Origin of the sequence: Xenorhabdus yunnanensis, assembly GCF_028598805.1 — a bacterium.
Taxonomy (GTDB): Bacteria; Pseudomonadota; Gammaproteobacteria; order Enterobacterales; family Enterobacteriaceae; genus Xenorhabdus; species Xenorhabdus yunnanensis.
Genome location: NZ_JAQRFI010000021.1, coordinates 16148 through 37183 on the forward strand (window position 1 = coordinate 16148; position 21036 = coordinate 37183).

The following is a 21036-nucleotide window of genomic DNA, read 5'->3' on the forward strand; positions in this document are numbered from 1 at the left end:
AATGGCTAACACTTTTGCCTTGGTATTAACGTTAGCAACGTTAATCACCGGTATTCTCTGGTGCCTGGAGCGATTCAAGTTCGCTCCTGAACGTAAGAAAAAGCTTGCCCACATTCAGGAACAGGCGGCAGGCGCAGAAGCTCAGGAAGTTTTGGCTAAAGAGCTTAACAAACCTTCATGGGTTGAAACACTTGCATCTGTCTTTCCGGTGTTAGCCATTGTGTTGGTTCTGCGTTCTTTTATTTATGAGCCTTTTCAGATCCCTTCTGGTTCAATGATGCCGACATTGTTGATCGGGGATTTTATTCTGGTTGAAAAATTTGCGTATGGTTTAAAAGACCCGATTACGCAAACAACCTTAATAAAAACCGGTGAGCCTAAGCGTGGAGATGTTGCTGTTTTCAAATATCCGAAGAACCCAAGCATAGATTTTGTAAAACGAATCATTGGCTTGCCCGGAGATAAGATCGTTTACGATTACAGTAAAAAAGAGCTTCAGGTTTACCCTGGCTGTGGTTGGAATGCGGAATGCAAGGGAGATTTACCTGTTACTTATAAGAACACATTCCCAAGTGAATGGACGATGAAAGAAGATGTGACATCGGAAGGGATTCGTATAAGTGGGGTTTATCAAGTTCCCGTTAGTGATTCATTAGGGCCGTATACTCTCCGTCAGGACGAAAGAAAAGAAAATTTAGGTGATGTGTCACATCATATTTTGACCATTCCTGTAATACAACGCATCCCTGGCTTCCGCCAAGATGGCTTGCCAGTTGGAACTTGGGTCGTTCCCCAAGGCCAATATTTCGCGATGGGTGACAACCGTGACAATAGTGACGATAGCCGTTCATGGGGATTTGTACCAGAGAAAAATCTGGTAGGTCGTGCAACCGCCATCTGGATGAGTTTCGAAAAACAGGAAGGTAAATGGCCTACTGGTGTGCGCTTTAGTCGAATTGGTGGAATTCACTAATATTTATATATTAGCGCAGCATTAATTTATCTCACAGTGTAGAATATTCTTTCAAACGAGATGACTGGTTCCCAAGATGATGAATGTCTTTGGGAGCCAGTGCAAACGCAACAGTTTTGTAAGGTTTGCCGTAAGGTGAATATTGCTAGATAGGTCTAGCCTCACAGGTCTGTTGCGTGTGCTTTTATTTGATGAATTCTAACTGAATTGGTAGCACATGAACTCCATAATAACGAATCGGTTACAACATAAGCTAGGATATACCTTTAAACAGTACGATTTGTTGCTTCAAGCGTTGACTCACCGCAGCGCCAGCAGTAAGCATAATGAACGTCTGGAATTTCTTGGTGACTCAATCCTGAGTTTTGTCATTGCCAATGCGCTTTACCATCGTTTCCCCCGTGTTGATGAAGGGGACATGAGTCGTATGCGAGCAACATTGGTGCGTGGCAATACATTGGCGGAATTGGCCAGAGAGTTTGAATTAGGTGAATTCCTGCGGCTGGGGCCGGGTGAGTTAAAAAGTGGGGGACATCGTCGCGAATCCATTTTGGCAGATAGCATTGAAGCCTTAATTGGCGCTATTTTTCTTGATAGCGATATTCAGACCATCGAAAAGATTATCCTGAATTGGTATGAAACTCGTTTGAATGAAATTAGCCCGGGTGATAAGCAAAAAGATCCTAAAACACGTTTACAGGAATATTTGCAAGGGCGTCATTTGCCATTGCCTACATATCTGGTTGTTCAAGTTCGTGGGGAAGCACACGATCAGGAATTTACAATTCACTGTCAGGTCAGTGGATTTGAACAGCCTGTCAGAGGAGTCGGTTCCAGTCGCCGCAAGGCAGAACAGGCGGCTGCGGAACAAGCATTAAAACAACTGGAGCTTGAATGAGCGAAGAAAAAAACTATTGCGGATTCGTTGCAATAGTCGGTCGGCCCAATGTCGGTAAATCAACTTTACTGAATCAGTTATTGGGTCAGAAAGTATCTATTACTTCCCGTAAACCTCAAACGACGCGGCATCGCATCATGGGGATTCAGACGGAAGGAGCTTACCAAACCATCTATGTTGATACACCGGGCCTTCATATTGAAGAAAAGCGTGCGATCAACCGATTGATGAACCGTGCGGCGAGCAGCTCTATTGGTGATGTAGAACTGGTTATTTTTGTTGTGGAAGGTACGCACTGGACACCCGATGATGAAATGGTGGTGAACAAGTTGCGTCATTTACGTTGCCCTGTCTTACTGGCTATTAATAAAGTGGACAATGTGACAGATAAAGCCATTCTTCTGCCACATATCGGTTTTCTCAGCCAACAGATGAACTTTATCGATGTTGTGCCAGTTAGTGCGGAAAAAGGCATGAATGTTGATACTATTGCCAAATTAGTGCGTGAGCATATACCGCAAGCTGACCATCACTTCCCTGAAGATTACATCACCGATCGTTCACAGCGTTTTATGGCGTCAGAAATCATCCGTGAAAAACTGATGCGTTTTTTGGGTGATGAACTCCCATATTCTGTAACAGTAGAAATTGAGCAATTTGTTGTCAATGAACGTGGTGGTTATACGATCCACGGTTTGATTCTGGTAGAGCGTGATGGCCAGAAAAAAATGGTGATTGGTAATAAAGGCAGTAAAATCAAGACGATTGGCACAGAAGCCCGTCAAGATATGGAAAAGCTGTTTGATATGAAAGTCCACTTAGAATTGTGGGTGAAAGTGAAAGCTGGTTGGGCTGATGATGAACGTGCGCTTCGCAGCCTCGGTTACATCGACGACTTATAAGGCTGATATGTGGACGGCTGGCAGAGAGCCTTTGTACTTCATGGGCGCCCTTACAGTGAAACCAGTTTGCTACTGGATGTATTTACTGAAAATGAAGGGCGTGTACGGGTATTGGCGAAAGGGGCACGCAGCCGTCGCTCCAATCTGAAAGGTTGCTTGCAACCTTTCACCCTGCTGCTCATTCGTTGGAGTGGGCGGGGGGAAATCAAGACATTAAGAGATGCAGAGCCTATCTCATTGGCTCTCCCCTTATCGGGAAGTGTGCTCTACAGCGGTTTGTATGTGAATGAGCTTTTATCCCGAGTCCTTGAGCAAGGAACGGCATATCCCGCACTTTTTTTTGATTATCTCCAATGTTTACAAATTCTTGCGGCGAGTGAATACACGCCGGAGTATGCATTGCGTCGTTTGGAATTAGCGTTACTAACCAATATGGGATACGGTGTAGATTATCTTCACTGTGCAGGAAGTGGTGAGCCTGTAGCAGATACAATGACTTATCGTTATCGTGAAGAAAAAGGATTTACTGCCAGTTTGGTTGCGGATCACTACAGCTTTACTGGTTATGAACTAAAGGCGTTGGCAATTGGCGAATTTCCTGATCACACGACTTTGAAAGCGGCAAAACGTTTCACTCGCATTGCTTTAAAGCCTTATTTGGGAGGAAAACCGTTAAAAAGCCGTGAACTATTTCGTCAATTCGCACGTAAAAAAACTGATAACCCCAACAAGAAAAATAAAAACTAAAGTAAGCCACTTTTTCATGATGAAGAGTGTAGACTTTACTAAATCTTATGTTATTGCAGGAGCTAAAAATGGCTGAGGTATTGTTAGGTATCAACATTGATCATATTGCAACCTTACGTAATGCCCGTGGGACACAATATCCCGATCCGGTTCAGGCTGCATTTGTTGCAGAGCAGGCGGGAGCTGATGGTATAACGGTTCACCTGCGTGAAGATCGCCGCCATATTACTGACAGAGATGTTCAATTATTAGAAAGAACAATTCAAACCCGTATGAACCTTGAAATGGCGGTAACAGATGAGATGGTGGGGATTGCTTGCCAAATTAAGCCTGCTTTCTGTTGTTTAGTACCTGAAAAGCGTCAAGAGATAACAACCGAAGGGGGATTGGATGTGTTTGGGCAAAAGGAGCATATTGCTGCGGCTGTTAAAAGTTTATCAGAAGCGGGAATTTTGGTGTCTTTGTTCATTGATGCGGATCACCAACAAATCGATGCAGCTGTTGAAGTCGGAGCACCATTTATCGAGATTCATACTGGTGCATATGCTGATACAGAGAATGAAATACAGCAAGAAAAAGAATTTCAGCGTATCAAAGAAGCAGCTACCTACGCGACCGTTAAAGGTCTAAAAGTCAACGCCGGTCATGGATTGACTTATCACAATGTGCAGCGAATTGCAGCTTTACCTGAAATTTATGAACTAAATATAGGGCATGCCATTATTGGCCGCGCTGTATTCAGTGGCTTGTCTGCCGCTGTTGCGGATATGAAAACTTTGTTGCGGGAAGCACGCCGTTAATGGCCATTATTGGATTAGGCACAGATATTGTTGAAATATCCCGTATTGAAGAAATTGTCGGACGTTCAGGCGAACGTCTGGCAAGGCGTGTTCTGAGCGACGGAGAGTGGCAACAATATCAACAACATAACCAGCCTATCCGTTTTTTGGCGAAGCGCTTCGCAGTTAAGGAAGCGGCGGCCAAAGCGCTTGGAACAGGTATCCGCAATGGACTGGCCTTTAACCAGTTTGAAGTGATTAATGATCCACTGGGGAAACCCATGTTAAAACTTCATGGAGAGTCTAAGGCGCTGGCTAACAAACTGAATGTCAAATCCATCCATGTCACACTGGCAGATGAACGGCGTTATGCTTGTGCGACAGTGATATTGGAAAGTTAAGTTCAGATCTTATCAGCATGGTGTAGCAGCACAAACTTATCCCATAACTGCTCTTCAGTTTCCTGATGACTAGGATCAAGGATAATGGTATTAGTGATCGGGCAGACAGATTGGCAAGTTGGCTTTTCGTAATGTCCGATGCACTCGGTGCAACGATCAGGTTCAATTTCGTAGATCTCTGCGCCCATTGTGATGGCCTGATTAGGGCATTCGGGTTCACACATATCACAATTGATACAGCGTTTGGTAATTAATAGTGCCATTTCAACCTCTTACATAAATTAAGTCTTCAATCAAAAGACTTAATTTTCTTCCTGATTTGTTGCTCTAGATTGTCCTTTATTATTTCATACAATGTATTTTGCAAAGGTGAGTATCTTGCAAAGAAAAGCATTTTACAAAGAAAACTATCTGGGGCGTATGTTAGCACATCTGGGATTTTCACAGTTATTAAGAGTGTCTTTATCTATTTGATTAGCTCAATGCAATGGACTGCTTTCGGAGTTTTGTGCTCTTCCAGTAGCACTGATGGAGAGTTTTTATTCATAGCTTAGAAAGCGCCCCAGTTCATTTATCATGGTATATACTTAAGTATGCTTTATATTCTTTAGAGTAAAAACATGATTGAATACATCGTAAAACATGGTAATGATATCGTGAAAGTCTTGGGGGCTATTGGGGCTTTTATTGGTATTATCCTGTCTGTATTAAAGAAACTTTATGCAGATGTAAGTGTTTTTAGAGAGAGAAGAGCAGTAAAGTATATTAAGTATCTAAATGAGTATAATGCTTATTTGGATGAACAAAGTAAAAACTATATTAAATACGAAATTGCATCTGAGATAATGTTTGATATTACGAAAATAAAATCTGATAAATTTAGAAATATATTTATCAAGCTGAAACAAGATGGGTTGAGTTCAGAGTGTATAGACAGCCTCAGGAAATTGAGATCATTTACTGTTTTAAATTCTGGCATAGTTCAAGTTAATATTGGCTCTTTTTATTATGTTAATTATTGGTTTGAGAAGATATTTTCAGCGTATTTCTTCACATTAGCATTTTCTGTGTTGGTTGTGTTTTTATTAAAAGCAGGTGTCTTGAATAATACGATTTGGAGTGCTTTTGATTTATTTTTGGTCATTTTAAGTATGATTTTATTTATGGGAATGGGTATCTACTTATTAGTATTGAGTCCGTCAAAATATCAAATAAAATGTTTAAATGAAGAATTAGTCAAATGTAAAATTGATGATATTGCTTGATAGATTGAATTTATTGATTTTCCATTGTATCTAAACTTGAAGTCTGTTAGATAGTTAGCTTAGTACTGTGTGTCTCTGGAGTTGCTCTGATGAAAGCAAGCTGTTTAACGGAAATTATATTACCCAATAATTATCACATGAGGGACTTTTTAGCCTTTCATCAAAGGGATGAAATGGGCATTTCTGAAACCGTACAACAGAATCAAATTAAAAAAGGGATTATTTGGCACGAAAAACCAGCTCTCTTGACAATCGTAATTGAAAAAAATAGAGCGAAAATACATCTTGATATTGATGGTGACAAAGTTTGTTCTTCACAACATGAAACGTTATCAGCTCTAGCTTCACATATGCTTGGTTTGAAACAATCTGTTGAAGTATTCGAATCCATATATCAAGAACATCCCGTTATTGGAGAGTTGGTGACCAGACAGGCGGGTTTACGAATTTACCAATCTGCAACACCATTTGAAGCTCTTAGTTGGGCGATTATCGGACAACAAATTAGTTTAAATGCAGCAATTTCCATTAGACGGCGTTTTATTCAGGCGGTGGGTATCCCGCACTCTTCAGGATTATTGTGCCACCCAAATCATAAGCAGGTGATGCAATGTTCAGAACATGGTCTACGCCAGTGTGGTTTTTCTGTGGGCAAGGCCAATGCTTTATTGAATGTTTGCCAACTCATTGATTCTGGTGTATTAGAGCTAAACATTCCAGAAGGAGAAGACGGAGTGGAGCGATTGACGGATAGCTTGCTTGCTATCAAGGGCATTGGTATGTGGACAATTAATTATACTCTATTACGGGGATTCAATTACTTGGATGGTTCATTGCATGGTGATGTTGCCGTAAGGCGTAATCTCCAATATCTGCTCAGGCAGGAAGACAAAGTTAGTGCTGAGCAGGCAGAAAAATGGCTGGCAGATTTTTCTCCCTGGAAGGCGTTGGTCGGGGCGCACTTATGGCGGCAGCAATCCAGTAGTGGATATTGATAACAGAAGGATTTGATTATCTAAAACTAAATATTTACGCTGAATATAAGATATCGAGAAATTTAAAAATATTAACCAATAAATAAACTCTGTTTATATAACAGGCATCATAAATATCACTATTCTTGAATGATAATATTACTTGGATTCAAATAAAAGGCAAGGATGGATTTAAAAGTTAAACTGTCATTGGTTTTATTTCTAAATTATCTGGCTTGTTGTATACGCCTTATTACTTATTAGCAAGAATTAAAACCTTCATGTTTATTTTTGCTAAGATGATATTTCCATTCATTGAGAGGTTTTGGCTATGTTATCTTTTTCACCGTTTGAAGATTTAGCTCAACAGCTTTTACCCATGGCAATAGAAAGTAATGATGGTGCTCATGATGTTGCACATCTTTATCGAGTATGGAGAAACGCCAAACAAATTTGTGAAGCGGAATCTGGCAACTTGCGATTAGTGTTTGCCGCTGTGCTATTGCATGATTGTGTGAGTGTTGAAAAAAATGCCTCAAACCGACATCTTGCTTCGCGTATGGCTGCAGAAAAAGCAGCATTGAGACTAAAAGAGTTGGAATGGTGTGAAGAGGATATTAATATCGTCTGCCATGCCATTGAAGCGCATAGTTTTTCAGCAGGTTTAACCCCACAAACATTGGAAGCGAAAATTGTGCAAGATGCGGATCGACTGGATTCCATTGGCATGATTGGTGTTGGGCGTTGTTTTTATACTGCTGGTCGTATGGGGTCTTCATTGTATGACTTTCGCGATCCTCTGGCAAAACAGCGCGAATATAATGATAAAGTTTATGCTGTCGATCATTTCTATACCAAACTACTTAAAATTGAATTCGGATTTCAGACTGCATCAGGCAAAAAAATGGCGAGTGAAAGGACAGAGCGCATGAAATTGTTTCTTGATGCTTTTCTTGATGAAATTCAGGCTGAGTCAGTAAATTGAGATGACCTAACAATATGAGTATGCCCCGTTATATCTTTCGCCTTTCAAGTTGTAGCTTTGTTGGTGGCGCTGCAACTCGAAATCCATTGGGTATAATAAGCGGAATTTTCATAAGTAAGAGAATGTGCAGTGGCAGAAATATATACAGTGACTGAAAATTATAGTGATGAATATTGGATGCGTCAGGCAATGAATTTGGCAATGCAAGCACAAGCAAAAGGCGAGATCCCTGTTGGTGCTGTATTAGTAGCTGATAATAAGGTTATTGCTGAAGGTTTTAATCATCCAATCACAGACCATGATCCTACCGCCCATGCAGAAATCATCGCATTACGGAAGGGCGGAATTCAATTGCAGAATTATCGTCTGCTGAATACGACACTGTATGTCACTTTGGAACCTTGTGTCATGTGCGCAGGAGCTATGGTACACAGCCGAATACAACGGCTGGTTTATGGTGCCAACGATATGAAAACGGGAGCTGCGGGATCATTGATTGATATATTGCGTCATCCTGGTATGAATCACCAAATTGAAATTACCGCTGGTGTTCTGGCGGAAGAGTGCTCCACTATGCTGAGTTCTTTTTTTAAACAACGTAGGGAGCAACATAAGGTATTGAGAAAATTGAGATCTCAACGACAGGGAATGCCATAATTAATTGACAGTTACAGTTTAATTCAGTTGCGGTTATAAAATCAGCTATAGCTTAGGTTTTTCAGATTGCGCCGGTGTTTTATTCTCCGGCGCTTTTTCGTGAGATTCAGCGTGAGTGCTTTTTATTTTGGCATCCTCCGCTTTGTCATTTTCTTCTGTTTTCTCGCGTCTGGCTTTTGCGTTAAGGTATCCTTCCAGACTCGCATGATGACGTTTAATATTTTCAACGTATAGATAAGCTTCATGACCACGAGCATAGCCATTTGCAGTCTTGGGGTAGTATTTTTTATTGCTGAGCAGCAAAAGACGTGTTTTAACATCGACCCAGCTGTTTGGATTACCTTTTTGTTCAACAGTTAATTTACGAGCATCAAGGACGTGCCCATATCCTATGTTGTAAGCCGCGAGGGCAAACCAGATACGCTCATCCTCAGGAATGGTTTTTGGCATACGCTCTATCAGATGGTTCAGATAAGCGACTCCTCCCCTTACGCTCTCTTCTGGATCTAGTCGATCGTTGACCCCTACCCACTTTGCTGTCGGGCGAGTGAGCATCATCAGACCACGAACACCAGTGGGTGAAGTAGCCAATGGATCCCAATGCGATTCTTGCCACGCGATGGCCGCCACTAAATGCCAATCAAGCGTACCAGCGTATTTTTGAAAAATTGGCTGATATATTGGCAAACGTTTATTGATGGCGCGAATTAATGAAATGGTATCTAAATAATTGAATGAACCAACATGGTTGAAATACTTTTCTTGTAACTGCGCGATGGTATTTTTTTTAGCTAAGTCATTGAAGAAATCGAGCATAGCGGAGTGGAGACTATAATCGCCATTGCGCTTTAAATACCAAGTCAGGGGACGCTCTACACTGACATCAAAAGCAACGGCCAGATTGGGATAAATGCGTTGTTGCAAGGCTAAACTGATGGAATCGCTAATTGTATAGTCGATTTTCCCTTCAGAGAGTTGTTCAAGCAATTGTTGTGTATTTTCGTGTGACGTTTCTTCCCAGGTTAACTCAGGATAAGACTTCTCTTTCCACTTTTTCAGTTCGCTGACGTGGGTAGAACCTGCCGTAACGATTAATTTGCCTTTTAAATCGCTAAACGAGCGTGGACGTGTCGTCCCCTTACGATAAACCAGTAGTTGTCCGACCGTAGTATAAGTAGGACCAGTACGTGTTTGCTCCAGCCTGTCTTTATCATAGATAAGTCCAGCAGCTAAAAAATCGGCTTTATCGTTTTCTAAGTCTTCAAAAAGCTGGTTAATATTAGAACGAAACTTGATGGCAAGTTTAACTCCCAGATAATCAGCAAACTGCTTGGCTAATTCATAGTCGAATCCTGTTAGTTCATTTTTACTGTTAAGAGAGATTAGAGGGGAGCTGATAGTGCTCACTCGTAACTCTCCTCGTGCCAGAATTTTGTTTATTTGCTCCTGTTGTTTATTGGACCAATTGATATTGAGACCAATAATAGCAGCTGAGAGGAGCGCGATAATTACGATAACAAAATAATTTATCTTTACTTTATTCAAATAGTTATCTCTTTCCAGAACGATTGAGCCCCGCGTGAAATGCAAGATGATATCATGGTTAAATTTCCAGTAATCGAGAATTTTGCGTAACAAAATGCGGATGTGCAACCCTATTAAACCAATTTTGGCACTTCAATGAGTGTATTGTTGGCTTGATAAATAACCACGCAAACGGTTTCGTCGGAAGGAACATTCCTCTATAATGCTTGCAGTTTCCCCTGAGGCATCAGTCAGGCTTTGCTTCTAAGATGAGAGAACCTATTATTATGGAAATTCTGCGTGGCTCACCTGCTTTATCAGCATTTCGTATCACTAAGCTCCTTTCCCAGTGTCAAGATTACCATCTCCCTGTTACCGAAATTTATGCAGAATATGTGCATTTTGCAGATGTTAACGCCCCAATTACGGAAGATGAACAAGAGAAATTAAATAAATTATTAAAATATGGTCCCTCTCTGGCCGAACTTGAGCCTAAAGGACAACTAATATTAGTTACACCCCGTCCGGGCACGATATCTCCTTGGTCATCGAAAGCGACAGAAATTGTTCACAATTGTGGTCTGAACCAAATTGTCCGTTTAGAACGGGGAATTGCCTATTATATTCAGAGTACCGGGATGGATGACGGGCAATGGCAAACGCTGTCGGCATTATTGCATGATCGCATGATGGAAATTGTGTTCACTCAGCTTGAACAGGCTGAAGCCCTGTTTTCTCATCAGCAACCTGCGCCGTTGAAACAGATTGATATCCTGCAATCAGGGCGTGCGGCACTGGAAGCGGCAAATATTGAACTGGGATTGGCTCTGGCTGCGGATGAAATTGACTATCTGATGAGAGCTTTTCAGGCGTTGGGACGTAATCCAACGGATGTTGAACTCTATATGTTTGCTCAGGCAAATTCTGAACATTGTCGCCACAAGATTTTCAATGCAGATTGGGTTATTGATGGTAAGGCTCAAACCAAGTCTTTGTTCAAAATGATTAAAAATACATTTGAACAGACGCCGGATTATGTGCTTTCTGCTTATAAAGATAACGCGGCTGTTATGGAAGGCTCTCATGTTGGCCGCTTTTTTCCTGATTCTACAACTGGAATTTATGACTACCACCAAGAGCCAGCTCATATCTTGATGAAAGTGGAAACCCATAACCATCCAACAGCAATTTCGCCTTGGCCCGGCGCAGCGACGGGTTCAGGTGGTGAAATTCGTGATGAGGGCGCAACTGGGCGAGGAGCCAAACCCAAAGCCGGATTAGTCGGTTTTTCGGTCTCAAACTTGAGAATTCCTGGATTTGAACAGCCGTGGGAAGAAGACTTCGGTAAACCTGATCGGATTGTCAGTGCATTGGATATCATGCTGGAAGGCCCACTAGGAGGTGCCGCGTTCAATAATGAATTTGGGCGTCCGGCATTACTTGGGTATTTCAGAACTTATGAAGAAAAAGTCGATTCCCATAACGGTACAGAATTGCGTGGTTACCACAAGCCCATCATGCTGGCAGGGGGAATCGGAAACATCCGTGAAGAGCATGTCCAGAAAGGTGATATCTCGGTCGGTGCACAATTAATTGTGTTGGGTGGACCAAGCATGAATATCGGCTTGGGCGGAGGAGCGGCATCTTCAATGACGTCCGGTCAATCTGATGCTGACTTGGATTTTGCCTCTGTGCAGCGTGACAATGCGGAGATGGAGCGGCGTTGTCAGGAAGTTATTGATAGTTGCTGGCAATTGGGTGACAAAAATCCAATTTTATTTATCCATGACGTAGGGGCTGGCGGTTTGTCAAATGCTATGCCTGAGTTAGTCAGTGATGGCGGACGGGGTGGGTGCTTTGAGTTACGCAATATTCTTAATGATGAACCGGGAATGAGCCCATTGCAATTATGGTGCAATGAATCTCAGGAGCGTTATGTCTTGGCCGTAGCACCAGAACAGTTGTCCCTATTTGAAGACATATGCCGTCGGGAACGTGCTCCTTATGCTGTTGTTGGGGAGGCAACAGAAGAACGGCACTTACTGCTGAATAACAACCATTTTGATAACCAGCCAATCGATATGCCACTGGATGTGTTGCTCGGTAAGACGCCGAAGATGCTGAAAAATGCGCAGGTTTTGCAAGCACAGGGGCAAAATTTGGATCGCAGGGACATTGATCTCGCAGAAGCGGTAAAACGCGTCTTGCATTTACCTGCTGTTGCTGAAAAAACATTTCTGATTACGATTGGCGATCGTTCCATAACAGGCATGGTTGCCCGCGATCAAATGGTTGGTCCTTGGCAAATCCCAGTAGCAGATTGTGCTGTTACTACCGCCAGTTTAGACAGCTATTATGGCGAAGCCATGTCAATAGGCGAACGTGCGCCTATTGCATTGCTGAATTTTGCAGCATCGGCACGTATGGCGGTGGGTGAAGCACTGACCAATATCGCTTCAGCCTATATTCAGGATCTGAAACGAGTGAAATTGTCAGCGAACTGGATGTCGGCATCAGGCCATGCTGGTGAAGACGCGGGCTTATATGCCGCAGTGAAGGCAGTGGGTGAAGAGTTGTGTCCGGCGCTGGGACTGACCATTCCGGTTGGCAAGGATTCGATGTCAATGAAAACACGCTGGAGCCAAAACGGGGAAGTACGTGAAATGACTTCACCACTTTCATTGGTGATCAGTGCGTTTGCTCGGGTAGAAGATGTGCGTCGCACAGTGACACCAGAATTGTCTGTCAAAGATGATAATGCGTTGCTACTGATTGATCTGGGGAAAGGACAAAACGCGCTGGGTGGAACTGCATTGGCGCAAGTTTATCGTCAACTTGGAGATAAAACCGCCGATGTTCGCAGCGTCGAGCAATTGGCTGGTTTCTTTAATGCGATCCAGCATTTGATTTCGGAACAAAAATTGCTGGCTTATCATGACCGTTCGGACGGTGGATTACTGGTGACATTGGCTGAAATGGCTTTTGCAGGCCACTGCGGATTGCATATCGATATCAGTGCATTTGATGAAGATATTTTGGCTGCGCTGTTTAATGAAGAATTGGGTGCAGTTATTCAAATTCGTGAGACTGACAGAAAGCAAGTTGAAAATCTGTTGGTAGAGTATGGATTGAGTGGATGCGTACATTATCTGGGGAAAGCTCAGACAGGCGATGATTTCGTTATATCCAGCGACAATATGGAAGTTTATCGTCAGAATCGCAGCACATTGCGCTTGTGGTGGGCAGAAACAACATGGCAAATGCAGCGTCTGCGTGATAACCCAGAATGCGCAGATCAAGAACATCAGGCAAAACAAGATGTGAACGATCCCGGCCTGAATGTGAAATTATCTTTCGATCCCGCAGAAGATATTGCTGCTTGTTATATTTCGAAACGGGCGCGTCCGCGTGTTGCTGTACTGCGTGAACAGGGGGTTAACTCTCATATTGAGATGGCGGCTGCATTCCATCGAGCTGGCTTTGAAGCAGTGGATGTCCACATGAGCGACTTATTGGATGGACGTATCACATTAGATCAATTCCAAACATTGGTTGCTTGTGGGGGCTTCTCATATGGAGATGTGCTTGGTGCGGGTGAAGGTTGGGCGAAATCTATTCTGTTTAATTCACGGGTACGTGATGATTTTGTCGGTTTCTTCGCGAGGCCGGATACTCTGACCCTCGGCGTGTGTAACGGTTGTCAGATGATATCTAATCTGCATGAATTGATTCCGGGGACGGAACATTGGCCGCGTTTTGTCCGTAACCGTTCAGAGCGTTATGAAGCCCGCTTTAGTTTGGTTGAAGTTACTAACAGCCCTTCACTGTTCCTGAAAGATATGGTGGGTTCTCGCTTGCCGATAGCAGTGGCTCATGGTGAAGGGCAGGTGGAATTTAGAGATAGCCTGAGTTTGATGGAACTTGAAAAACATCAACAAGTGGCATTGCGGTTTGTAGATAATTACGGTTCAGTGACGGAAAACTATCCAGCAAACCCAAATGGTTCTGTGAACGGAATTACCTCTGTAACCAACCTTGACGGGAGAGTCACGGTGATGATGCCTCATCCTGAAAGGGTATTCCGTACTGTCAGCCATTCTTGGCACCCTAAAGAATGGGGAGAAGATAGCCCATGGATGCGTATTTTCCGTAATGCACGCAAACAATTAGGCTGAATTCTCTAACTATTTCATTTTTATTTTATTTAATTTTTATTGGAAAAGGCCTTGATAATTCATCAGGGCCTTTATTTTTATTTGCTACTTTCTGGAGTGATAGAAGAAACAGAAGAATCGGAAGATGGGCTGTTTGAGAATAATTGTTAATTTGATGTTACTAATGAATCTTATGGTAGTGTCTCAATATCGCGACAATGTCATTTTATAATGTCTCAAATAAGAGACATTTATTTGATTGATATTATTATTAAAATATTTTTTTATGGTTGATTGTCATAAATAGGCGACACTAATCCTTATCAAATATTAGGAAATATTAGGAAATATTGATAAAAAAATTAAATGAATTTGGTTTTTTTATTTATTTTCAATAAAATCAAGTTGTTAAGAAATTTATTTGCAAGTTGGCATGTAATGTGCATAATAATAAGCAGTTGCTCATTCAATTTTTTATGTAGGCCCACAATCAGGTGGAAACATGCCACATAAGCCCAGAATGACGCCGAAGTAAGGTGCCTACCGTCCAACTTCATGATACTCGCCTTCGGGCTTTATCAAACACAGGACGACACGTGGAGTGAGGCACCACCTACATGCTTATTGAGCAGCATGCAGGATCTCACTGGCGGGATAGTAAAGAAGTTACTATCCCGCCGTCATTATTACAGGTTATTCCTGTCCATCGTGTTTTATGCATCCACAGAACTTTCAATTATCTACTACTTTCAACTAACTACTGTTTTAAACTAACTACTGTTTTAAACTATTATTTTTATTTTCGACTATTTGTTATTTTCGACCATTTTCAAATAAAAGAAAAAGTAACAGTAGCATTTATCATCTGGCAGACTTTATCCTCCGGCTTACGTCGGTTAGCTTCAATATAATTAGCTTCAATGTAAACAGGTTATGAGATGATTTCTTTGAAAAAATGGCGTTTATTCCCACGCTCATTGCGCCAATTAGTTGTAATGGCTTTCTGGTTAGTGTTATTGCCACTGCTGGTTCTGGCTTATCAGGCTTATCAAAGTCTTGATCAACTCAGCACCAAAGCAGCTAAAATTAATAGCTCAACTTTATCAGATGCTCATCGTAGTGAAGCGATGGTTGGAATAGCCCTTGAGATGGAACGTAGTTATCGTCAATACTGCGTATTAGGGGATGATCGGCTGAAAAGGCTTTATCAACACCAATACCGGCAATACATGAATATGCTGGGCAGCCAGATGGCGGTGTTGGCTAATGCAGAGTATACGAAGAAATTTGATAAGCTATTATCGGGGCTGGTCAATATTTCTTGTAGTAATGGCTTGCCAGAACCAACTTCATTAAAATTACTTAGAGAATTCTCCGAGACTAATAGTTTAATGGTACAGGAAACCCGTAAAATTATTTTCAGTCGTGGTGAACAACTGCAAAAGAGTATCGCTGATAAAGGGCGATTTTTTGGTTGGCAAAGCCTTATCTTATTCTTGTTAAGCGCTTTCTTGATAACTTTGTTTACGCGTATGATCATTGGGCCAGTAAAAGGTATTGAGCGGATGATCAATCGGCTGGGAGAAGGGCAGTCATTGGAAAATCAGATTGACTCCTTTAAAGGGCCTCGGGAGTTGCGATCATTGGCTCAGCGCATTATTTGGCTGAGTGAGCGTTTATCCTGGCTTGAATCTCAGCGTCATGAGTTTTTGCGTCATATCTCTCATGAACTGAAAACACCTCTGGCAAGTATGCGTGAAGGGGCGGAGTTATTGGCTGACGAAATTGCAGGGCCTCTGACGGTGGACCAAAAAGAAGTTGTCAGTATCTTGAACAGTAGTAGTAAGCATTTACAGCGGCTCATTGAACAATTACTTGAATATAATCGTAAATTAGCGGATGGTCCTGCCGAGCATCAGGTTGTCTCTTTAAAAGAAATTGTGGATGGTGTTGTACTGTCACATCAATTACCTGCACGGATTAAAAATATTCACACAGAAATTCAAATGGATATGGATTATTGTTGGGCCGAGCCTGGTTTATTGATGCGGGTGATTGATAATCTCTATTCCAATGCAGTGCACTATGGAGCTGAATCCGGTAACATTTGGATTTTTAGTCGGCAAGTGGGTAAAAATCTTCAGATTGACGTTGCCAATACAGGAACACCTATCCCTGAATTAGAAAAAAGTATGATTTTTGAGCCATTTTACCAAGGAAAGCTGCAACGAAAAGGTGCAGTTAAAGGAAGTGGTCTTGGCTTAAGCATCGCGCAAGATTGTATTAAACAGATGCAGGGAGAGCTCCACTTGATAGAATCCGAGTTTGCTGACGTATGTTTTCGGGTTGAACTGCCATTAACTGCGGAGAATGACTAAATAATTATGTATAACAGGTTTACTTACCGCTTTATGACGGAGATGCAGCCTATTCTGGCACATGTTTCGACCTTACGTTTCCGTGCTATGTTGCTATTGTTTGTTCCCTATTTACTGGCAGGCTGTGTTGGAACTAGTGGATCAGGCAATTTAGCGACGATTACGCAGTCTATCCTGCCTGAACAAAGTGTCACGGATTATCGTCTTAAGGATTGTAATTTAATCTGGAATATAACGAAATCATCGGCGATGGGAAACGGGCTTTATTGGCTGAGATTTATAGATTGCACGGATCGATTGTCTGCGGCAGAAGCTCGTGAGATAGAAGGACGTTTAACCCCGGCTACTCTGACTGATTGGCATCAAGTGTTTAAACAAAGCATTTTGATTGGCAGGGCGACTTCTGGATTGCCTGAACGCAAGAGAATTGTGGAAAACTTTAATCGGTATAGCGCTCAATTTCCTGTTGCTTTGCGACCATTACTCCAATTGTGGCGTGAGCAGCAATACCTGAAAATTAATCTTGCCGAAGAAAAGGCTAAATTCCAGCGCTTTCAGCTTGACAGTGAGAATAAAATTGACCGATTGAAAGAAGCGCGGGTACGTTTAGAAAATGAATTTAACGAAATATCCCGCAAACTAGAACATCTGACAGATATTGAACGCCAACTTTCCTCCCGCAAACAAGAACAAAATAATGTTGCCACTCCAAGTGGAGTAGGGCAAGTGAATGGCGCGGATATTATATCCAGTATGAGCGCTTCATCCAGTACTGATGCTTCATTGAATAATCAAGCAAAGCCGAAAGACCAATCGGCAGCAAATGTGGATGTTAAAGCGAAAGCTAATTCCTCAGAAGAAAAAGGAGCCGAGTAATAATGACAGTGCGCAATCCCGCCCATCTTCTTTTAGTTGATGATGATCCTAGCTTACTAAAACTATTGGGAATGCGTTTGACCAGTGAAGGATTTCGTGTCACGACCGCAGAGAGTGGAAATGAAGCGCTACGCATACTGATAAAAGAAAAAGTAGATATCGTGATCAGTGATTTACGCATGGATGAAATGGATGGTATGGCATTGTTTGCGGAGATTCAGAAACAGCATCCGGGTATGCCAGTCATTATTCTGACCGCACATGGTTCTATTCCTGATGCTGTGGCAGCAACGCAGCAAGGTGTATTTAGTTTTCTGACTAAGCCCGTTGATCGTGATGCACTTTATAAAGCTATTGATGATGCACTGGAACTGTCAACACCAGCTATAGATGGACAATGGAGCGAGAAGATTGTTACTCGAAGCCCTCTGATGTTGCGTCTATTGGAGCAGGCAAAGATGGTGGCTCTATCTGACGTTAGTATTCTGATTAATGGACAAAGTGGAACCGGTAAAGAGGTGCTGGCCCAAGCTATTCATCGTGCTAGTCCCCGGGCGAAGAAGCCTTTTATTGCAATTAACTGTGGTGCTTTACCTGAGCAATTGCTTGAATCCGAATTATTTGGTCATGCCAAAGGTGCATTTACGGGTGCAGTCAGCAGCCGAGAAGGGCTATTTTTAGCAGCGCAAGAAGGAACATTGTTCCTTGATGAGATCGGTGATATGCCGATGTCGTTGCAAGTTAAGCTATTGAGAGTGTTGCAGGAACGCAAGGTTCGTCCTTTGGGGAGTAACAGGAATATAGACATTGATGTCAGAATTATTTCTGCTACTCATCGAGACCTGCCTAAAGCAATGCAGCGTAATGAATTTCGAGAAGATCTCTATTATCGATTGAACGTTGTTAACTTGAAAATTCCTTCCTTGAACGAACGTTCAGAAGATATTCTTCTATTGGCCAATCACCTGTTACGTGAATCAGCCAAACGTCATAAGCCTTTTGTTCGCAGCTTTTCTACCAACGCCATGAAATGTCTGATGGCAGCAAGCTGGCCGGGCAATGTTCGTCAATTGGTCAATGTTATTGAACAGTGCGTAGCATTGACGATGACTCCAGTCATTAGTGATGCTTTGGTTACCCAGGCATTGGAAGGAGAGAACACGGCCTTGCCGACATTTGTGGAAGCCCGTGGGCAATTTGAATTGAATTACCTGCGCAAATTGTTGCAAATAACCAAAGGTAATGTGACCCATGCCGCTCGCATGGCAGGACGTAACCGGACAGAGTTTTATAAGTTGTTGGCTCGCCACGAGTTGGAGGCGAACGATTTTAAGGAATAACTTTTCTGCAACCCCAGAAATTCTTACACTGAACAGAAATTATATACCCCTATAAGTTTCAAATTTCAGCTTGAAAAATACAGGGTATAGAGATGAATTGCTTTGCTGCAGAAGCTCAGTAAAGCAGATAGATGATTTATGGCCTAGGAGAGCCGCATTCTATGAGTCGTACTCTTAATATCGCTCTTGCCCAGTTAAATTGGCTGGTAGGAGACATCGAAGGCAACAGCGAACGTATGTTGCAGACAGTCCAGGAACAGCAAGCAAAAGGTGCTGATCTGGTTATGTTTTCTGAGCTGGCGCTGTCTGGCTATTTTCCAGAGGATTTGTTGTTCCGCCCTGATTTACATCAGCGTTGCCGTGAACAATTGGTACGTTTGCAGGAAGCAAGTTCTCAGGTTGGTATTTTGGTAGGGCATCCGTGGCAACAGGATGACAAACTCTATAACTCACTTTCCCTGTTTTGGAAAGGGGAAGTTGTGGCACGTTATTTCAAACAGTTACTGCCAAACTATGGCGTCTTTGATGAAGAGCGTTATTTTAAAGCGGGGAATCAAAGCTGCGTTATACCATTCAAGGGTTATAACCTCGGTTTATTGATTTGTGAAGATTTGTGGTTTGACGCTCCGATTGATGCCCTGAAACAGACTGGCGCAGAAATCATCTTATCTATTAACGCTTCTCCTTATAATCGCGAAAAACCGAATATCCGCAGCACATTAATTAAGTCTCACTGTCAGCGCACCCAACTGCCAATCATCTATCTCAATCAGGTAGGGGGGCAAGATCAGCTCATTTTTGATGGTTGTTCTAAAGTCTTTGATGCAAATGGTGAAATTACCCATCGTATGGCGGCATTTGAGGAACACATTGAGCAATGCCGTTTCAATGATATGAATATTGAACCAATGGCAGCTCCTATCCCTCAATTGCCACCATTGGCGCAAGTCTATAAAGCCTTGGTGATTTCTTTGCGTGATTATGTGCAGAAGAATGGTTTTAAAGGTGCTTTGCTTGGTTTGTCTGGTGGAATTGACTCAGGGCTAACATTGGCGATTGCCGTGGATGCTTTAGGGAAAGATCATGTGCAGGCGGTCATGATGCCATTCCGCTATACCTCAGAAATGAGTATTCATGATGCCAGAGAACAAGCAGAATTACTGGGCGTTGAGTTTGATGTTGTTTCCATCGAACCCATGTTTGATGCGTTTATGACACAGCTTGAGCCGATGTTTGCGGGAACAGAAAAAGATACGACAGAAGAGAATTTGCAGGCACGTTGCCGTGCAGTGATTTTGATGGCGATGTCTAACAAGCGTCGCCGCTTGGTATTGACGACCAGCAACAAAAGTGAATCGGCTGTGGGGTATTCAACCCTGTATGGTGATATGGCTGGTGGTTTTAATGCTTTGAAAGATGTTCCTAAAACCATGGTATTTGCATTGTCTAAATATCGTAATACAGTATCTCCGGCTATTCCACAGCGTGTGATTGATCGTCCACCATCAGCAGAGTTGGCACCGGATCAACTGGATCAGGATAGCCTTCCTCCGTATGACATGCTGGATGCTATCCTTGAAGGATATGTTGAAAAAGACAAATCAGTGGCTGATTTGGTATCTGAAGGTTTTGATGAAACCATCGTCCGTAAGGTGATCCGGCTGGTTGATATCAATGAATATAAGCGTCGTCAGGCACCTATTGGCCCACGCATTACACAGCGTGATTTTGGTAAAGACAGGCGCTACCCGATTACTTCTGGTTTCGGGCGTAAAAACTGGTAATAACAGGAAAACTTCATGAAAAAGATTGATGCAATTATCAAACCTTTCAAGCTGGATGATGTGCGTGAAGCTCTGGCTGAAGTAGGTATCACTGGTATGACCGTGACAGAAGTAAAAGGGTTTGGTCGTCAGAAAGGGCATACTGAGTTGTATCGTGGTGCAGAATATATGGTGGATTTTCTGCCGAAAGTAAAAATAGAAATTGTCGTACCGGATGATATTGTTGATACCTGCGTCGAGACAATTATGCAGATTGCACAAACAGGCAAAATTGGCGATGGCAAAATTTTTGTTTTCGATGTTGCCCGTGTTGTACGTATTAGAACTGGTGAGCAGGATGAAGAAGCGATTTAATTCAATAAATTGAACTAAATAATCTGAAACTAAATCACCTGAAAT

Annotated in this window: 18 protein-coding genes; 16 read left to right on the forward strand and 2 right to left on the reverse strand. The window is 42.4% G+C overall.

Annotated features, from left to right (window positions below; all coding sequences use genetic code 11):
* Position 1 precedes the first annotated feature (1 nt).
* The 6 genes from lepB to acpS all read left to right on the forward strand — a co-directional run bounded on the left by lepB (position 2) and on the right by acpS (position 4700).
* Positions 2 to 973: a signal peptidase I gene (gene lepB / locus PSI23_RS10515; protein ID WP_273555036.1), complete on the forward strand. Its 972-nt coding sequence runs from the start codon at positions 2 to 4 to the stop codon at positions 971 to 973.
* Between the two features lie 217 nt (positions 974 to 1190).
* Positions 1191 to 1871 (forward strand): ribonuclease III, encoded by a 681-nt coding sequence (gene rnc / locus PSI23_RS10520; RefSeq protein WP_273555037.1) that lies wholly within the window; start codon positions 1191 to 1193, stop codon positions 1869 to 1871.
* Entirely contained in the window at positions 1868 to 2773 is a 906-nt protein-coding gene (era, locus tag PSI23_RS10525) for a GTPase Era (protein WP_273555038.1), read from the forward strand. The genes rnc and era overlap by 4 nt, the downstream gene beginning before the upstream one ends.
* A gap of 9 nt (positions 2774 to 2782) precedes the next feature.
* Complete coding sequence (recO, locus tag PSI23_RS10530) at positions 2783 to 3520, forward strand: DNA repair protein RecO (protein ID WP_273555039.1); 738 nt, start codon at positions 2783 to 2785, stop codon at positions 3518 to 3520.
* Between the two features lie 68 nt (positions 3521 to 3588).
* Positions 3589 to 4320, forward strand: a complete 732-nt coding sequence (gene pdxJ, locus PSI23_RS10535) for a pyridoxine 5'-phosphate synthase (RefSeq protein WP_273555040.1) — start codon at positions 3589 to 3591, stop codon at positions 4318 to 4320.
* Complete coding sequence (acpS, locus tag PSI23_RS10540) at positions 4320 to 4700, forward strand: holo-ACP synthase (RefSeq protein WP_273555041.1); 381 nt, start codon at positions 4320 to 4322, stop codon at positions 4698 to 4700. Before pdxJ ends, acpS begins: the two co-directional genes overlap by 1 nt.
* Positions 4701 to 4702: 2 nt before the next feature.
* On the opposite strand, the gene PSI23_RS10545 is transcribed toward acpS, so the two are convergent.
* Positions 4703 to 4963 carry a YfhL family 4Fe-4S dicluster ferredoxin gene (locus tag PSI23_RS10545; RefSeq protein ID WP_273555042.1) on the reverse strand — a complete coding sequence of 87 codons (261 nt, stop codon included), beginning with the start codon at positions 4961 to 4963 and terminating at the stop codon, positions 4703 to 4705.
* Positions 4964 to 5320: 357 nt separating this feature from the next.
* Here PSI23_RS10545 and PSI23_RS10550 point away from each other — a divergent pair, with 357 nt between their 5' ends.
* The 4 genes from PSI23_RS10550 to tadA all read left to right on the forward strand — a co-directional run bounded on the left by PSI23_RS10550 (position 5321) and on the right by tadA (position 8581).
* Positions 5321 to 5965 carry a hypothetical protein gene (locus PSI23_RS10550; protein ID WP_273555043.1) on the forward strand — a complete coding sequence of 215 codons (645 nt, stop codon included), beginning with the start codon at positions 5321 to 5323 and terminating at the stop codon, positions 5963 to 5965.
* Positions 5966 to 6138: 173 nt separating this feature from the next.
* Positions 6139 to 6960, forward strand: a complete 822-nt coding sequence (locus PSI23_RS10555; protein ID WP_306309565.1) for a DNA-3-methyladenine glycosylase family protein — start codon at positions 6139 to 6141, stop codon at positions 6958 to 6960.
* A gap of 310 nt (positions 6961 to 7270) precedes the next feature.
* Positions 7271 to 7924 carry an HD domain-containing protein gene (locus PSI23_RS10560; RefSeq protein WP_273555045.1) on the forward strand — a complete coding sequence of 218 codons (654 nt, stop codon included), beginning with the start codon at positions 7271 to 7273 and terminating at the stop codon, positions 7922 to 7924.
* A 129-nt stretch (positions 7925 to 8053) separates the two neighbouring features.
* Positions 8054 to 8581 carry a tRNA adenosine(34) deaminase TadA gene (gene tadA / locus PSI23_RS10565; RefSeq protein ID WP_373567317.1) on the forward strand — a complete coding sequence of 176 codons (528 nt, stop codon included), beginning with the start codon at positions 8054 to 8056 and terminating at the stop codon, positions 8579 to 8581.
* A 45-nt stretch (positions 8582 to 8626) separates the two neighbouring features.
* Here tadA and mltF read toward each other — a convergent pair whose 3' ends face one another.
* Entirely contained in the window at positions 8627 to 10126 is a 1500-nt protein-coding gene (gene mltF, locus PSI23_RS10570) for a membrane-bound lytic murein transglycosylase MltF (RefSeq protein WP_273555046.1), read from the reverse strand.
* 266 nt (positions 10127 to 10392) lie between these two features.
* Here mltF and purL point away from each other — a divergent pair, with 266 nt between their 5' ends.
* The 6 genes from purL to glnB all read left to right on the forward strand — a co-directional run bounded on the left by purL (position 10393) and on the right by glnB (position 20991).
* Positions 10393 to 14280, forward strand: a complete 3888-nt coding sequence (gene purL, locus PSI23_RS10575) for a phosphoribosylformylglycinamidine synthase (protein ID WP_273555047.1) — start codon at positions 10393 to 10395, stop codon at positions 14278 to 14280.
* Positions 14281 to 15197: 917 nt separating this feature from the next.
* A complete protein-coding gene (locus PSI23_RS10580; RefSeq protein WP_273555048.1) occupies positions 15198 to 16637 on the forward strand; it encodes a sensor histidine kinase in 1440 nt (479 codons plus the stop codon).
* Between the two features lie 6 nt (positions 16638 to 16643).
* Complete coding sequence (gene qseG, locus PSI23_RS10585) at positions 16644 to 17513, forward strand: two-component system QseEF-associated lipoprotein QseG (protein WP_273555049.1); 870 nt, start codon at positions 16644 to 16646, stop codon at positions 17511 to 17513.
* A 2-nt stretch (positions 17514 to 17515) separates the two neighbouring features.
* A complete protein-coding gene (gene glrR, locus PSI23_RS10590) occupies positions 17516 to 18853 on the forward strand; it encodes a two-component system response regulator GlrR (RefSeq protein ID WP_273555050.1) in 1338 nt (445 codons plus the stop codon).
* A 161-nt stretch (positions 18854 to 19014) separates the two neighbouring features.
* Positions 19015 to 20637, forward strand: coding sequence for an NAD+ synthase (locus PSI23_RS10595; RefSeq protein WP_273555051.1), 1623 nt, complete (start codon positions 19015 to 19017; stop codon positions 20635 to 20637).
* A 15-nt stretch (positions 20638 to 20652) separates the two neighbouring features.
* Positions 20653 to 20991 (forward strand): nitrogen regulatory protein P-II, encoded by a 339-nt coding sequence (glnB, locus tag PSI23_RS10600; RefSeq protein WP_045958055.1) that lies wholly within the window; start codon positions 20653 to 20655, stop codon positions 20989 to 20991.
* The last annotated feature ends 45 nt before the right edge of the window (positions 20992 to 21036 follow it).

Coding starts and splice junctions, on each gene's coding strand:
- purL (WP_273555047.1), top strand. CDS start 10,393: ATGGAAATTCTGCGTGGCTCACCTGCTTTATCAGCATTTCGTATCACT.
- PSI23_RS10545 (WP_273555042.1), bottom strand. CDS start 4,963: ATGGCACTATTAATTACCAAACGCTGTATCAATTGTGATATGTGTGAA.
- glnB (WP_045958055.1), top strand. CDS start 20,653: ATGAAAAAGATTGATGCAATTATCAAACCTTTCAAGCTGGATGATGTG.
- qseG (WP_273555049.1), top strand. CDS start 16,644: ATGTATAACAGGTTTACTTACCGCTTTATGACGGAGATGCAGCCTATT.
- glrR (WP_273555050.1), top strand. CDS start 17,516: ATGACAGTGCGCAATCCCGCCCATCTTCTTTTAGTTGATGATGATCCT.
- PSI23_RS10555 (WP_306309565.1), top strand. CDS start 6,139: ATGGGCATTTCTGAAACCGTACAACAGAATCAAATTAAAAAAGGGATT.
- rnc (WP_273555037.1), top strand. CDS start 1,191: ATGAACTCCATAATAACGAATCGGTTACAACATAAGCTAGGATATACC.
- PSI23_RS10580 (WP_273555048.1), top strand. CDS start 15,198: ATGATTTCTTTGAAAAAATGGCGTTTATTCCCACGCTCATTGCGCCAA.
- PSI23_RS10595 (WP_273555051.1), top strand. CDS start 19,015: ATGAGTCGTACTCTTAATATCGCTCTTGCCCAGTTAAATTGGCTGGTA.
- acpS (WP_273555041.1), top strand. CDS start 4,320: ATGGCCATTATTGGATTAGGCACAGATATTGTTGAAATATCCCGTATT.
- PSI23_RS10550 (WP_273555043.1), top strand. CDS start 5,321: ATGATTGAATACATCGTAAAACATGGTAATGATATCGTGAAAGTCTTG.
- PSI23_RS10560 (WP_273555045.1), top strand. CDS start 7,271: ATGTTATCTTTTTCACCGTTTGAAGATTTAGCTCAACAGCTTTTACCC.
- pdxJ (WP_273555040.1), top strand. CDS start 3,589: ATGGCTGAGGTATTGTTAGGTATCAACATTGATCATATTGCAACCTTA.
- lepB (WP_273555036.1), top strand. CDS start 2: ATGGCTAACACTTTTGCCTTGGTATTAACGTTAGCAACGTTAATCACC.
- era (WP_273555038.1), top strand. CDS start 1,868: ATGAGCGAAGAAAAAAACTATTGCGGATTCGTTGCAATAGTCGGTCGG.